17 protein-coding genes are annotated in these 12800 nt (G+C 30.1%); 2 read left to right on the top strand and 15 right to left on the bottom strand.

Annotated elements, in window-relative coordinates; all coding sequences use genetic code 11:
* Nucleotides 1-126: 126 nt before the first annotated feature.
* On the top strand, nt 127-936 hold the full coding sequence (locus ACINWC743_RS05310) for a cytochrome C assembly family protein (protein WP_004830303.1): 810 nt from the start codon (nt 127-129) through the stop codon (nt 934-936).
* Nucleotides 937-1022: 86 nt separating this feature from the next.
* Here ACINWC743_RS05310 and ACINWC743_RS05305 read toward each other — a convergent pair whose 3' ends face one another.
* Nucleotides 1023-1223, bottom strand: coding sequence for a hypothetical protein (locus ACINWC743_RS05305; RefSeq protein WP_009584672.1), 201 nt, complete (start codon nt 1221-1223; stop codon nt 1023-1025).
* A 1-nt stretch (nt 1224) separates the two neighbouring features.
* Complete coding sequence (locus tag ACINWC743_RS05300) at nt 1225-1857, bottom strand: hypothetical protein (protein WP_100885976.1); 633 nt, start codon at nt 1855-1857, stop codon at nt 1225-1227.
* 368 nt (nt 1858-2225) lie between these two features.
* Here ACINWC743_RS05300 and ACINWC743_RS05295 point away from each other — a divergent pair, with 368 nt between their 5' ends.
* Entirely contained in the window at nt 2226-3152 is a 927-nt protein-coding gene (locus ACINWC743_RS05295; protein ID WP_174762195.1) for a tRNA dihydrouridine synthase, read from the top strand.
* Here ACINWC743_RS05295 and ACINWC743_RS05290 read toward each other — a convergent pair.
* The 13 genes from ACINWC743_RS05290 to ACINWC743_RS05230 all read right to left on the bottom strand — a co-directional run.
* Nucleotides 3141-3518, bottom strand: coding sequence for an SseB family protein (locus tag ACINWC743_RS05290; RefSeq protein ID WP_009584712.1), 378 nt, complete (start codon nt 3516-3518; stop codon nt 3141-3143). The genes ACINWC743_RS05295 and ACINWC743_RS05290 overlap by 12 nt on opposite strands.
* Nucleotides 3519-3686: 168 nt before the next feature.
* Nucleotides 3687-4394 carry a hypothetical protein gene (locus ACINWC743_RS05285; protein ID WP_009584665.1) on the bottom strand — a complete coding sequence of 236 codons (708 nt, stop codon included), beginning with the start codon at nt 4392-4394 and terminating at the stop codon, nt 3687-3689.
* 42 nt (nt 4395-4436) lie between these two features.
* A complete protein-coding gene (locus ACINWC743_RS05280; RefSeq protein WP_009584709.1) occupies nt 4437-5030 on the bottom strand; it encodes a hypothetical protein in 594 nt (197 codons plus the stop codon).
* 27 nt (nt 5031-5057) lie between these two features.
* Nucleotides 5058-5783 (bottom strand): hypothetical protein, encoded by a 726-nt coding sequence (locus tag ACINWC743_RS05275; RefSeq protein ID WP_009584705.1) that lies wholly within the window; start codon nt 5781-5783, stop codon nt 5058-5060.
* The gene (locus ACINWC743_RS05270; protein ID WP_009584692.1) at nt 5761-6474 is read right to left on the bottom strand and encodes a hypothetical protein; all 714 of its coding nucleotides are present in this window, start codon (nt 6472-6474) and stop codon (nt 5761-5763) included. Before ACINWC743_RS05270 ends, ACINWC743_RS05275 begins: the two co-directional genes overlap by 23 nt.
* Nucleotides 6475-6534: 60 nt before the next feature.
* Complete coding sequence (locus ACINWC743_RS05265; RefSeq protein WP_009584694.1) at nt 6535-7224, bottom strand: hypothetical protein; 690 nt, start codon at nt 7222-7224, stop codon at nt 6535-6537.
* A gap of 34 nt (nt 7225-7258) precedes the next feature.
* A complete protein-coding gene (locus tag ACINWC743_RS05260; RefSeq protein WP_009584682.1) occupies nt 7259-7981 on the bottom strand; it encodes a hypothetical protein in 723 nt (240 codons plus the stop codon).
* 20 nt (nt 7982-8001) lie between these two features.
* Nucleotides 8002-8607, bottom strand: a complete 606-nt coding sequence (locus ACINWC743_RS05255) for a hypothetical protein (RefSeq protein ID WP_009584689.1) — start codon at nt 8605-8607, stop codon at nt 8002-8004.
* A 212-nt stretch (nt 8608-8819) separates the two neighbouring features.
* The gene (locus ACINWC743_RS05250) at nt 8820-9497 is read right to left on the bottom strand and encodes a hypothetical protein (RefSeq protein WP_009584676.1); all 678 of its coding nucleotides are present in this window, start codon (nt 9495-9497) and stop codon (nt 8820-8822) included.
* Nucleotides 9498-9504: 7 nt separating this feature from the next.
* Nucleotides 9505-10953, bottom strand: a complete 1449-nt coding sequence (locus tag ACINWC743_RS05245; RefSeq protein WP_009584680.1) for a M12 family metallo-peptidase — start codon at nt 10951-10953, stop codon at nt 9505-9507.
* Nucleotide 10954: 1 nt separating this feature from the next.
* Nucleotides 10955-11560, bottom strand: coding sequence for a hypothetical protein (locus ACINWC743_RS05240; RefSeq protein ID WP_009584704.1), 606 nt, complete (start codon nt 11558-11560; stop codon nt 10955-10957).
* The gene (locus tag ACINWC743_RS05235) at nt 11560-12108 is read right to left on the bottom strand and encodes a DUF4123 domain-containing protein (RefSeq protein WP_009584687.1); all 549 of its coding nucleotides are present in this window, start codon (nt 12106-12108) and stop codon (nt 11560-11562) included. The genes ACINWC743_RS05240 and ACINWC743_RS05235 overlap by 1 nt, the downstream gene beginning before the upstream one ends.
* A gap of 1 nt (nt 12109) precedes the next feature.
* The coding region (locus ACINWC743_RS05230; RefSeq protein WP_009584674.1) for a DUF2345 domain-containing protein at nt 12110-12800 on the bottom strand (691 nt) is incomplete at its 5' end.

The following is a 12800-nucleotide window of genomic DNA, read 5'->3' as shown; positions in this document are numbered from 1 at the left end:
TAGCTAGTAGCAAAAAAATCTTTCTTAAAATAGAAAATTTATGCTCAAGATGCTATAGGATACTGTAGTTCACATAGAATTTATATCATATAGCATGAATATTCATCATCCTGAAAAAGGTTTGACATGATTAGCCTACCCTTGGTTTATACGATTTTAGCATTAATTGCCTATACCTCTTCGTTTTGGTATTTGTTTATGCACTTAATGTCTAAACGTCCTGCAAACCCTTGGTTTATTGGCATCGTGTCAGGTTTAGGGCTGATATTACATGCAAGTGTACTGCATAACGATATACTTACACCACTAGGGATTAATTATGACGTCTTTAATTTGATGTCGTTTACCTCCGCTTTAATGTTACTTTTAAGTATGTTGTACAGTACCTATCGACCTGTACTTTCACTCAATTTGATTGGGATTCCCGTTGCTGCTTTTGGATTGATTTTAGGTTTTGGCTTTAGTAAACCCGATCAATTCATCGAACAGCACTCTTTAGGATTAGACATTCATATCATCTTGTCCTTATCCGCCTATGCAGTTTTACTCATGGCAACCATACAAGCTGTACTGATTTGGTTTCAAAATCGTGAATTAAAAAAGAAACAGAAAAAACGTATTTGGGTGAATTTCCTTCCCGCCTATCAAGCAATGGAATCTTTACTTTTTGATATGTTAATCACAGGCTTTGTTCTACTCACTGTAGCCTTATGTTTTGGTTTCTTTACTATTGATGATTTCTTTGCCCAACACTTAGCCCATAAAACAGTTTTTAGTATTGTGTCTTGGTTTGTATATGGTGCATTGTTAATCGGTCACTATAAGTTTGGTTGGCGTGGTCAAAAAGCCATTCGCTTTACCATGATTGGATTCTTCTTACTGGCAATTGGATTTATCGGTTCTAAATTCGTTTTAGAAATGATTTTGCATCGTTAAATCACCTGCTAATTTTATTGAAAATATGATATAAACAACTAGAATAAAGTATGCCTTATTTTTATTATAAAAATAAGGCATACGCGTTAAGGAACCATTATTTTAACATCTGTACGTTTTTCCTTAGAAACCATTCCTTCTTCAGTTTTTAATGTGATTGTTGTTTCATCCCATTTTTCAATAATAGCAACTATTAGATAAGTATCCTTAATGCGCCAATATAAAAATGTTTTAGGTGGCGTTATTAAATAATCTAAGAGTTCATTTGATAAATTTTCTGCTTGCATTTCATTTTCCCTCTATTTTTTGTTTAATATCCTTATTCAATTCATTATCACAACTATTCGACTGATCTTTATTTTTTTCCGCATCAACTGAACATTTATGATAAGTTTTGGCAATACCAACTAAACTCACTCCAAGTAAGGCATTCCTATTATTTTCAACAATTTCTGGTCTCAAAATTAGAGCCTGTGTCGCTAACTGATTTGACTGTGCTGTTGCTTTCTCCTTATCTGCAACTTTATCCACGATCTTTAAAATATCTTTAAAGAGTTCTTGCTGAGCAGCAAAAGTCCCATTTGCTGCACTAAGACATATTTGATACATTAAATCACGAGCTAATAATACGGCAGAAGATCGTCCATTCAATTGTAAAACCGCAGTTGATGAATTAATGTTGCCCTCTCCTCCTATATCTTGTTTCAATACTCCTCCTGAATCAGCCAACTTTGCACTAAGATTTCCTTTTGATCCAAAAGAATCTGATCTAGCAACATCTGGCATAGGTTGGTCACAAATATAAATTTTTCCATCTGAAGCTGTAAAACTTCGAGACAAACGAATATCTATTGGAATACTCATCGTTTTAACATTAGGATTCTTTATATCAGTTACAACCAGCGCTCTTTTTTGAGTCACTAGGTTCGTACATCCTGTTAAAAATAAAAGGCTACACAAATATATTAGACACCTCATGATATTTTCCCTTTATCAGTTTATTATATAAATCTATTATTTTTTAAAATTATTTCTCTCCCTTTCTTATTATTGAATTACATTTTAAAATTTAATTTTTTAAGTATAAATATTAGAAAAAAATTATTTTTTAACAAAAGGTTTCAAAAAAACTTTACTTTTATAATATTTTGTTACTTATAATAAATATTTCTTAAATTTATAAAAAAATAATTTTCATTAACTTATTTCTTTATACTTCAATTAATTTACTAGACATCTAATTAAAAAAACCGTATAACGCTGTTTTTATCTGATCGGGTAACTCCACTGTGAAACTCATTCTTGCTCCCATGGAAGGCTTAACTGACCCCATCATGCGTGATGTTTTAACGCATGTCGGTAGTTTCGACTGGTGCGTGACTGAGTTTATCCGTGTAACAGACTCTGTCCTACCTGATCATATTTACCATAGCTACTGCCCAGAGCTCAAAAATGAAGGGAAAACTGCTGCTGGAACACCTGTACATGTACAGTTTCTAGGAAATAATCCTGAAATGCTGGCTGCCAATGCCGTACGTGCTGCCGAGCTTGGCGCACCTGCCATCGATATGAATTTTGGTTGTCCTGCAAAAACAGTCAACCGTCATCGAGGAGGTTCCGTACTTCTCGATGAGCCTGAGGTTGTACATGAGTTGGTTAAAGCAGTACGTGATGCTGTTCCACAACACATTCCAGTTTCTGCCAAAATGCGTTTGGGTTACATGGATCGAAACTTTACCCTTGAAAATGCGCATGCCATAGAAGATGCTGGCGCTTCATGGCTTACAGTACACGCTCGAACCAAAGCGGACGGTTATACGCCACCTGCTTTTTGGGATCAACTTCAACCTATTCGTGAAGCCATTAAAATCAATGTGATTGCCAACGGTGAAATTTGGACCAATGCCGATGCCAAGCAATGCCAACTTGAATCAGGATGCCAAGATCTAATGATTGGGCGTGGTGCAGTCACGACACCAGACTTAACACAATGCATCCGTAAAAATACAGATGAGCCGCTGATTACATGGTCAGAATTATTAAATTTACAGATTCGTTTTTTGAACGGCACCTATAAAAAAGAAATGAATATGGTTGGGCGTTATAAACAATGGCTTGGAATGATGTCTAAGCATTACCCCGAAGCCAAGGCATTGTGGGATGAAATTAAGCGTATGAAAAAAATTGATGAAGTACTCGAAAAATTAAATGCTTAAATTATTAGAGTCTATTTGATCAATTTCTAAAATAGCTTTGATCTCTTCAGGTTGGAATTCTTTTGATAATGCTGAGGTTGGGTTCAATACTAAGGTTGCCCCTTTGGTCATTTCAAAAAACTGACGTGTATTCAAAGCAATATATTCAACATCAGCACCAATATCATTTTGGATGGTTTCAAGTTCAATAAAAAATGGAATGGCTTGATCACCTTCTGGTGTTTCCAAAATGCGGAATTCAACGTTCTTGTCTTTGTCCTGCGTCGCTAGACAATAAATTTCTGATGCTAAAAGTTGATCAATGAAATCAGGGATCAATTCGTAGTTTTCTTGAGTTTGAGCAAAAAGTTGTTGTAAATTTGACATGTTATATATTATCTATTCTGGTGTTGCTAATATAGCTTATTCTCGATAGATATGGAATTGACCAGAATAATCACTTGGGTCATATGATGCTTACACTACCCACTATTTTAAGTGCTATATGATCAAATTTGAAAATTATCAAAATTTTATTAATGCCCTTATTCACTTTTAAAAGCCGCACTTCTCAGGCACTTCTTTACTCTGATAAATATTAAAATAGGTATTATTTTTTATGCGTTCAGTATTAAATTCCAACCAATAATCATGAACATTTACTCTAGTCGTCACTAAAAAATTACAATATACATTCACATTGTTTTTGATATTTAAAAGATGCTGATTCATCAGTGATGTATATACTTTTTTCGCTTTCTTTTCATCAACTATGTTTAATGATGAAACAAGACTTATAGGAATAGTAGTATCTATATTGATTTTTTCAAATCTATTTCCATTATACCCTGCACTCAGATTTAATCGAATACTTTTGATTTTATTGAATTTAGAATTCGCTGCATAAATTTCAGAGAAGAGCTCTGGTGTATCACTGACACCATCAAAAAAATAGATTTTCTTTACTGTTCCGCCATATGAAATCACTTCAAAGTGTCGACTGTTTTTGGCTACTTCATTATTCACATATCCGTATTTTTCAATATTTTTTATAACTTTATCTAAAATTATTGGCATTGCATTCAAATTCAGCTGATTGACTGGTGCAAATCTTGAATAATTTATTTCTGTTGATAACACTGATTTATTTTTATCTTCAAAAATAAAAAAACGCTGATCTACATTCGTTCCATAACTATAGGACGATACAGAAGTACTAATTAAAAATACCACCCTACTCCAAACAAAAATATTATATTTCATAAACTTAACCAAAAAAATCACTTGAAATAAAAAAATTAATATTTATCTGCGATATATATTTACTTGTCCAGAGTTATTGTTTGGATCACAATTCACTTCCAAGCCAACTCCCTTCTCGTAAAAATTATTAATCATTATTTCACCACCATTCTTGCTAAAATCATAAAAATCTTTATCTGTTTTATCAAAATTAATTAAATTTAGAATATTCCTGACATTATTTTTATCAAAATCAGAAATTTGATTACAATTCTCAAATCTATATTCAATAGATTTAACACCTGAACCGCCTGAATCTGGATTAACAATTAGAATAGAATTTCTAATTAAAATAGTCAAAGAATTAAAATTATCATCAAAATTTACATTTCTATAATCATTTTCAGTTATGACTTTCTTATAGACCAAACCACCAATAAAATCTTTAAACACAACCTTATCAATTCTTTTTCTTTCAGTAAAAACAATCCGATGATATGGTGTGGATAAAGCTCTAGGTGTACAATCTGCACTTGAACAAGGATCATTTATTTTGTGCTCATACTCTCCCTTAGTTTTTAAGTAAATACTAGGTTTCGCATTAAAATCATAAGATAATAAAAAAGCAAGAATAACGATTAAAAATATTTTACCCATTTTAAATTTTCACAATTAAAAGTTATATTATTCAGTAGCATTTACCCTAGGTGTACCATTGGTTTTGTAAATATAAAAAGTAGTATTATTATGTATTTGTTCAGTATTGAATTCAAACCAATAATCAGCAATTTCAATTCTATTTGTGACTAAAAAATCTCCATATTTATTTACTCCATTCTCTATATCTGCAATATGTTCATGTAGTAATTTTTCATATACTTTCTGTGAATCTGTCCCATTTAGTCCTAAAACTTTAGCATAAATAATGGGAACTTCTGGATTCAAATTAATTTTTTTATACTTTCCAGTAGATTTGTCAAAATCATGACCCAAATAAATAACGATCTTACGTTGATACTTTAAGTTTTCTCCAGTTGAATACACTGTAGAAGAAATTTCAGGTAGTTCAATACCTTGACTATAAAAGAAAATCTTATTTATACCATATGAGTTTGGTTCTATTTCATATCGTTTATGAACTATTGAAGCATCTTTATTTGATTCAATGTATCCTGAAGTTAAGATTGCAGTTTCGATTTTAGAAAAACTAACAGGAATCTCTTCCAATTTAAGTTGATTTACAGGTGAGTTTTTACTGAAATTTATTTCTGGAACGACTTGATGTTCTGTAGTACTCTTAAAAATATAATATTTTTTAGAATCTTCAATATTATTCTTACAGCCATAGCATGCCAGAGAAAAAAGTATTAAAAATATGGCTTTAATTTTAATAATACAATGATTTTTCATAAATTTTATCTGTCGCCTTGGTATAATAAACAGTATAAGCAAAACTATTGACTTGTCCTTTTCCTACAAACCACTCTGGCTCCGACTCTAAAATGATATGAACACCATTAAAATTTCTTTCAGAAACAACTTTTCCATATTTATCTCCACCTTGACAGCGCCCTTTGGTTAAAAAATTTTCAATGAATTCAATAATATTTTTCTTGTCTAAAGTTGCAATACCTATTAGAAAAGCTTGGTCTGTAATTGATTGATTAATATTTTTATGGATATTATCATCAAATGGCACAAAATTATCACTGGAGTAAAAGTTTGTGTTTGGACCTTGCCCAGTAGTTCGTACTTCTAGCGTAGACATATGATGGTCATTATCTTCAAAATTTTCATTATGAACGACTCCATTATCAAATCCTTGTACAGCAGATAATCGATCTATAACTTTTAACTTTAGATAATTTGAGTTCATCTCTTTATACTTGTTATATATTTTTTTAAAATTATAGTCCAAATACAAATCATTATTCACAACAAATAAATTAATATCTCTAGACAGATTCTTTTCTATATTTTGATATTTCTCTTCTTTGGCTTTTTTACCATCAACTTTGCATAGGTAACTTAATACTTCTTTAGATGAACAGCCTTGTGATAAAGAAGTGCTTAGTATGATAGTTAGAATTATCCTGATCAATATTACACCTCATCACATGCTACATAAATTAAAACAAAATTAACCACCACATAAATAAAACTAATATATTGATGTCTCATACTTTTTATCCGTTTTCCTTGTAAAATAAATAAAAAAGTTCAAACTATTATATTTACTATTTTTAATTTGTTTCCCATCAGCTTCTAAAATAATATGCATATCATTTATATTCCATTCTTCCACTTCAGGCATATTTGAATCACCACATTGTAATTTCCTTATAAAAGTATTAACTTTACTATTTAAATCAACACTACCCACTTTCTCACCACTTACCACATAAATCTGATCCTTAATCATAGACACAATTTTTTCTTCTATATTTTCATTATAAGAAACATAGTTATCGCTACTAAAAAATATATGATTACCCTTTAAATTACTATTAGCTGAAAGGTCGGAAATGTAATCAAAATTCCTCTTCACACTATTATTAACAGTACCATCTGCAAATCCCACTTCAGGAGAAAGACTATGTAAAACTTTCAATATTAAATAATGACTATTTAACTTAAAATACCTTTTGACAATTTCATTTTGATTATAATTTAGATAAATTTTATTATTTTCAACGAATAATGATATATTCCTACCTACTCGAACATCGTAACCATTCCCAGCATCTGAATTTTCACTATTCCTTACTTTACAATCATTATTATTCGATTTAAATAAAAAAGCAAATGCGCTTATTAAAAAAATCGTTAATATCAAAATTAAAAATTTCATAAAAACACTGCCTAAAAACTATAAAATATATAAATTATTTTCTATATATTGAAAAAATCGAAAGCTCTATATCACTATAATTATGGTATTTTCTAGCTTTACAATTAACATCCTTAATTTCACCACTAGCAACTTTAGAAGCAATAAATTTTTTATTAATTGTTGAAATCTCATATACAATTTCATTATCTTTAAAAGACCCTGAATAGATACCATTTTTTAAATTAAACACACCATTCTTCATATTTACCAACAAGTCTCCTAACATCTTATTATACGCGATCTCTGAATCACCATGATTATTCAACACATTTATTACACCTACTATCGTTTTCTTTAAAATTTCTTTTTTAAAAATATCAGGAGCAGATCCAACTTCTAAATTAATATATTTGACATATTCTCCATCTGGAATTATTATAATCCTGCCTATTGAATCATAATTATCATCAATAATATCAATATACCCCTGATTTTCATATATATTCATATTATCCAATGTTTTTCCATTTTGAATTTTATCAAAGAAATTCACTACACTTATTCCTAAATTCTTCTTTATAGGATTTTCCATTGAACTTTCCGAAGGTAAATACTTGTTTATATCCAGATTTACATTAGGTTCTTTATTAAGACAGAACTTATTTATCAAATCTATATCTTTACTATTATTCGTTATTACTTTACCATCACAACCAACAGTAAAAGCTAGAACCAACCCTAAATATATCTTGTAATAACCCTTATTAAAAATCATTATTTTAAATCACTTAAAATTTATTTTCTATAAATATGAAATTGACCATTCTGTGACTTAATATCACATGAAATTTCATAAACAATCTTATCTTCATTGTAAATTGTATTAGTTGAAAAACCATCCTTAATGTTATTAATATCAAATTTAAAAAAACCTTCATCAACTTTAGTATCTTTAAAAATGTTTATAATTTTTTTTATTCTATCTTTATCTATTAATTGAATTGATGAACACGTTAAAAATTCATAATCTATCGATTTAACCTTGCCTGTTGATGGATTTGGATTAATTGTTAACATAGCTTGATTTTCAAGATCTATATAATTCGAGTTATCTTTATCTTTAAAACTATATCCCTTCAAAGTTTCACTACTCAAGACATCTTTGCTTAATAAGACAGTAGCAAAATTTTCATAATTTAAAAACTCAAGATCCTTTAACTTCTCATATGGAATTTTATAGTAAGGCGAATTAAATTTCTCTGGAGTACAATCTGAATTAAAACATGGATCATTTATATTATTTTTATTGACACTATGAGCCTCTAATTGAGTATCCCCTTTATTTTCAGAAGAACAAGACACACAAAAAATAAAAAAAACTGTTAAGAAAATCTTTTTCATTTTAGACTCCTATCACTTCTCAAAATATCCCACTGAAATTTACTAAAATACTTTCTAGTAATTTTACTAACAACCTGTTTTGATTCTTTATAAAACTAAGTATAATCCATTAAGTTACCAGATTAACCCTTATAAAAATAAAATTGACTGTTTATGAAATTAAAAACTATACAATGTATCAATTAAATATAAACTCATTCATCAAAAAAAAGCTAATATATTGATAATTCATACTTTTTGTCCGTTTTCTTTGTAAAATAAACTGTAAAAAAAAGACTATTTTGTTTTTCATTTTTATTTCCTGATGCTTCTAATATGATATGCATATCATTTATATTCCACTCTACGACTTTTTCTTGTGATGAAGTACTGCATTCAATTTTTTTAATAAAAAGTTTAATATTTTCATCTAAATTTTTATGATCCACTTTATTTGCATTGATCACATAAACTTGATCACGTAGTATTTTAGCAATATTATTCTCAATTTCATTATCGTAGGGTACATAATTCGTACTTTTAAAGAATATGTAACCTGTCTTAAAGTTTATATTTGCATCTAGATTAGACATATAATTCTTATTATCTTCCACATTATTACCTACAGTACCATCTGCGAACCCCACTTCAACAGGAAGTTTATCTAAAACCTTTAATACCATATAATTACTATTTAATTTCTTATATCTATTAATTATTTCTTTTTGATTATAATTTAAAAAAATTTTATTTTCATCTACAAATTTAGAAATATTTTTTCCAACTCTTACATCGTAACTATTCACAACATCTGAATTTTCACTTTTTTTTATATTACAATCACCCTCATTTGAGTCAACTGAGCAGGCTGACAGACTTAAAATTATTACAAATAAAACCAATAACTTCATAATATATTTATCCTTTATAATATAGACTTCTATCTTTTCTCATTTTCAACCATTGATCTCTAAATAATGCTATTTGGTTACCTTGATAAAAAGAGTCTCGTGATTTCTTTTCACCTGTAAATTCATAATCCATAAAATTATCCGTAAAGCCTTGATGAAAACAATAGGGTATATTTTTTTCATTTTGGAATACATGGGTTAATCCAAAGCTATGCACTATTTCATGAACTACAGTCTCTAACTCAGTTGCTCCATGGTGATAAATTACAACAGAGTTCCCCCAAACTTTTTCGCCATTAGACCCAGCTTCAGGAGCATAAATTGCACTCCCTTTCCTATTGTAGCCTTGACCATTTCTTGTATAAGAGCATTGCGTATTTGTAAAAAAAACATATGTAATATCATTTGAATCTGAATTTATTAACCCATTAACTTTTGCATATTTTTGAAACAAAAAGATTAAATCGTGTTTAAAATCACTATCATCTACATCACTAATTATACTGTTCCCTAATGAATTTTTGACTTTGTTTAAATAATATTTTTGATAAAAGTTTTCTAAATCCCAAGATTTATTTCTATCCAACATGTCTTTGATATTGAATATTGTATCTCTTACAATTTTAGGTCTAATTAATGCTTGATTAAAAGATTGATATTTTAAACTATATTCAAGCCCAGTCTTTTTTGGTCTCATTACTTGATTTTGGTTAAAACTAACATCAACAAAACAAATTTTTGCTAATGGTACTTTATCATTTGGAAATATATACAACTGCCCAACAATTTCTACTACTGTATTCTTTTTTGCTTTAACTGTAATTAATGCTCCTTTTGTTGTAGCACCGTTACAACTTATACGAATAGATTCCAAATTATTATAATATATTCTTTTACTACTTCCTAAATTAACACTCTGCCTATTCTTTAAAAAAGACGAAAGTGGTAATTCCAAATAATTACTGTTTTCCCCTCCTCTATTTGTCGAAATTTTTATACAACTTTCATTCGTTTCAAATATTAATTTTGTACCATCATCTTGTAATGATGTTTCATCATCTCCACTAATTTGATGAATTTCTAAATCTAGCAATGCTCCATTTTTATTAATCTGAGTACTTGCATTTTTATCTTTTACATTTGTAGCAAAGACTGCTAAACATGCAGGTATATACTCCTTTCCCCATGGCGATATCTTCACCAAATTATCTGTATAGATTTTTTTCAACTTATGTATTGCTATATTACTATTATCAACTAAGACAGTTTTTTTGTTTTCATCAATTTTTTGTATTGGATAAATATATTCATCTCTTAACCAGTCAAAACCGAATTCACCGTTATATCTTTTTGTTGCCCTTCCAATATTATATGGTCTTCGAAAATGCACCGTAAACTTCCTTAAACACGTTGCACACGAAGTACCCGCTGTCGGACTTGCACCACCCACACCCATCTTACACCTCCCAATGCGTTATATTTTTTATAAAGACATTATGATCAAACTCATTTCCTAGCACATATGCGCTATAAGATTGAAGATCATTTGAATAATGATCTTGAAGCGAATCAAATACACCTTTTTCTCTTAAAAACTCAGCTTTTTCTGGATAAAGAATTGAAAATTTTTCTCGATGATCTATTTGACTAAGATTCTGTTTTAATTGAGCTATTGCTGTTAAAAAAAAGTTGAAATCTTGCCCTAAAACACGTTTCTTATAGTCTTCTAAAAGTTTATCGAAAGCCTCGACATAAGTGACTTGCTCCCCAATATCGTGATGCTGCATTTCATTTTCAATCCAAACAAATTGCGGATCAGTTGGATAATCCATTCCCAAATACACATGGCTTTTCACCATATATTTGAGTGTGTTGATTTGGTTGATTCCTTTTTCAAGATATTGATCAACTAGCGTCTGGATAGGTGCTAATAACTGATCGAATTGACCATTCAGCTTTAATACTGGATTTTCCTTAATAATTTCATAAACTAAGTCGTATAAAAACTCTTTGTTTTGTTCAACATCAAGTTCAAATAGTTTTTCTTGGCTAAGTACAAACATCAATCATGCTCCAATATCATTAATTGATTCGTATGCACATCCTGATAATTTCGAATTGCAATCACCCAACGCTCAATGCCTTGAAAAAATTCATCAACCTGCTCATCTTGCAGTATTTTATTAATTTTCTTGATGATTCTTGGGTCAAACCATCTAAATAATTTTTGGGTTCCATCAGGAAACTCAACCGTTAAATAACTTTTCATTTTCTTAACAAATTGAGTCAGATCTAATGAGCTCAATACAATATTGAGCGCCTGTTCGTCTTTCCAGGTTTGATGAATAAAGTTAAATCTCTCATCATTGAAAAGATCTAAACCATGTATGAGTAAAAGAACAGGTGCGACTTCAAAAGGTGCATTCCCCTCTGTGGTACCTGAAAATAAGGAATAGAATTCTATCCTTGAGTCATTTTGAAACTCATGAATAAATGACAGGGCTTGATCTGAAACTTGTGCTGCATCCAAGATTAAATACATATTCAAGTTATGTTGATAATCTTCGATGCAGCGCTGTATAGGTTTAAATGGAATAATTTCTCTTTTCATTTTATTTATCTACAAATGCCATTCCAAACTTTGCGGCATTTAAAAGGCATGGCTTACAGATATTTTCATAGAAAGTAGGCAATGAATAATCTACTTTTGCTCCACCAATAAAACTGTGCTGTCCAGCCTTAACTTCAAACATAGCACCAGTCGTCACAAATACGCCTGAGCCATTAATTTTTAATTGTGAAGTGCCAGATGTAAGAATAATTTCTTTTAGACTTTTGACTTCAATTACATCTTCAGTCGAAATGATTTGAATACCTTTACGAGCAATCAAATCCGCACCATCTCCTTGGGCTTGAATCTCCACTTTACCATTTCCAGCATAAAGCCTTGCACCTTCCTGTGCTGCAAACATACTGATCTTGTTTTGTGCATGCACCAAGAAATTCTTTTGTGTACTCAGATTGATGCTATCCCCTGCACTATGACTAATTTGTTTATCCGCAGAGATATGAATGTCTTCATTGCTCGACAAGCCAATTGAATTCGGCGAGGCTAAAACCATCAAGGCTTGTTTAAATGCATCGGCTTTATCTTTTTCACCTTTTTCTATTTGATTCAGGAATTGTTTTAACTCATTCAAGACCTCTAAAGGATCGGTCTGTTGGTTCTTGGCAACTTCACTTAAGGCTTTGGCATTGTTCAGGCTACTTTCTAGCTGACTTTTGGCTTCGGTTGTATCTAGA

It is taken from the genome of Acinetobacter sp. WC-743, from assembly GCF_000335555.1.
GTDB classification, from domain to species: Bacteria; Pseudomonadota; Gammaproteobacteria; order Pseudomonadales; family Moraxellaceae; genus Acinetobacter; species Acinetobacter bereziniae.
Note: the sequence above shows the minus strand (reverse complement) of the source record. Positions and strands in the feature narration are given on the sequence as shown.

Coding starts and splice junctions, on each gene's coding strand:
- ACINWC743_RS05310 (WP_004830303.1), top strand. CDS start 127: ATGATTAGCCTACCCTTGGTTTATACGATTTTAGCATTAATTGCCTAT.
- ACINWC743_RS05305 (WP_009584672.1), bottom strand. CDS start 1,223: ATGCAAGCAGAAAATTTATCAAATGAACTCTTAGATTATTTAATAACG.
- ACINWC743_RS05290 (WP_009584712.1), bottom strand. CDS start 3,518: ATGTCAAATTTACAACAACTTTTTGCTCAAACTCAAGAAAACTACGAA.
- ACINWC743_RS05285 (WP_009584665.1), bottom strand. CDS start 4,394: ATGAAATATAATATTTTTGTTTGGAGTAGGGTGGTATTTTTAATTAGT.
- ACINWC743_RS05280 (WP_009584709.1), bottom strand. CDS start 5,030: ATGGGTAAAATATTTTTAATCGTTATTCTTGCTTTTTTATTATCTTAT.
- ACINWC743_RS05275 (WP_009584705.1), bottom strand. CDS start 5,783: ATGAAAAATCATTGTATTATTAAAATTAAAGCCATATTTTTAATACTT.
- ACINWC743_RS05265 (WP_009584694.1), bottom strand. CDS start 7,224: ATGAAATTTTTAATTTTGATATTAACGATTTTTTTAATAAGCGCATTT.
- ACINWC743_RS05260 (WP_009584682.1), bottom strand. CDS start 7,981: ATGATTTTTAATAAGGGTTATTACAAGATATATTTAGGGTTGGTTCTA.
- ACINWC743_RS05255 (WP_009584689.1), bottom strand. CDS start 8,607: ATGAAAAAGATTTTCTTAACAGTTTTTTTTATTTTTTGTGTGTCTTGT.
- ACINWC743_RS05250 (WP_009584676.1), bottom strand. CDS start 9,497: ATGAAGTTATTGGTTTTATTTGTAATAATTTTAAGTCTGTCAGCCTGC.
- ACINWC743_RS05245 (WP_009584680.1), bottom strand. CDS start 10,953: ATGGGTGTGGGTGGTGCAAGTCCGACAGCGGGTACTTCGTGTGCAACG.
- ACINWC743_RS05240 (WP_009584704.1), bottom strand. CDS start 11,560: ATGTTTGTACTTAGCCAAGAAAAACTATTTGAACTTGATGTTGAACAA.
- ACINWC743_RS05235 (WP_009584687.1), bottom strand. CDS start 12,108: ATGAAAAGAGAAATTATTCCATTTAAACCTATACAGCGCTGCATCGAA.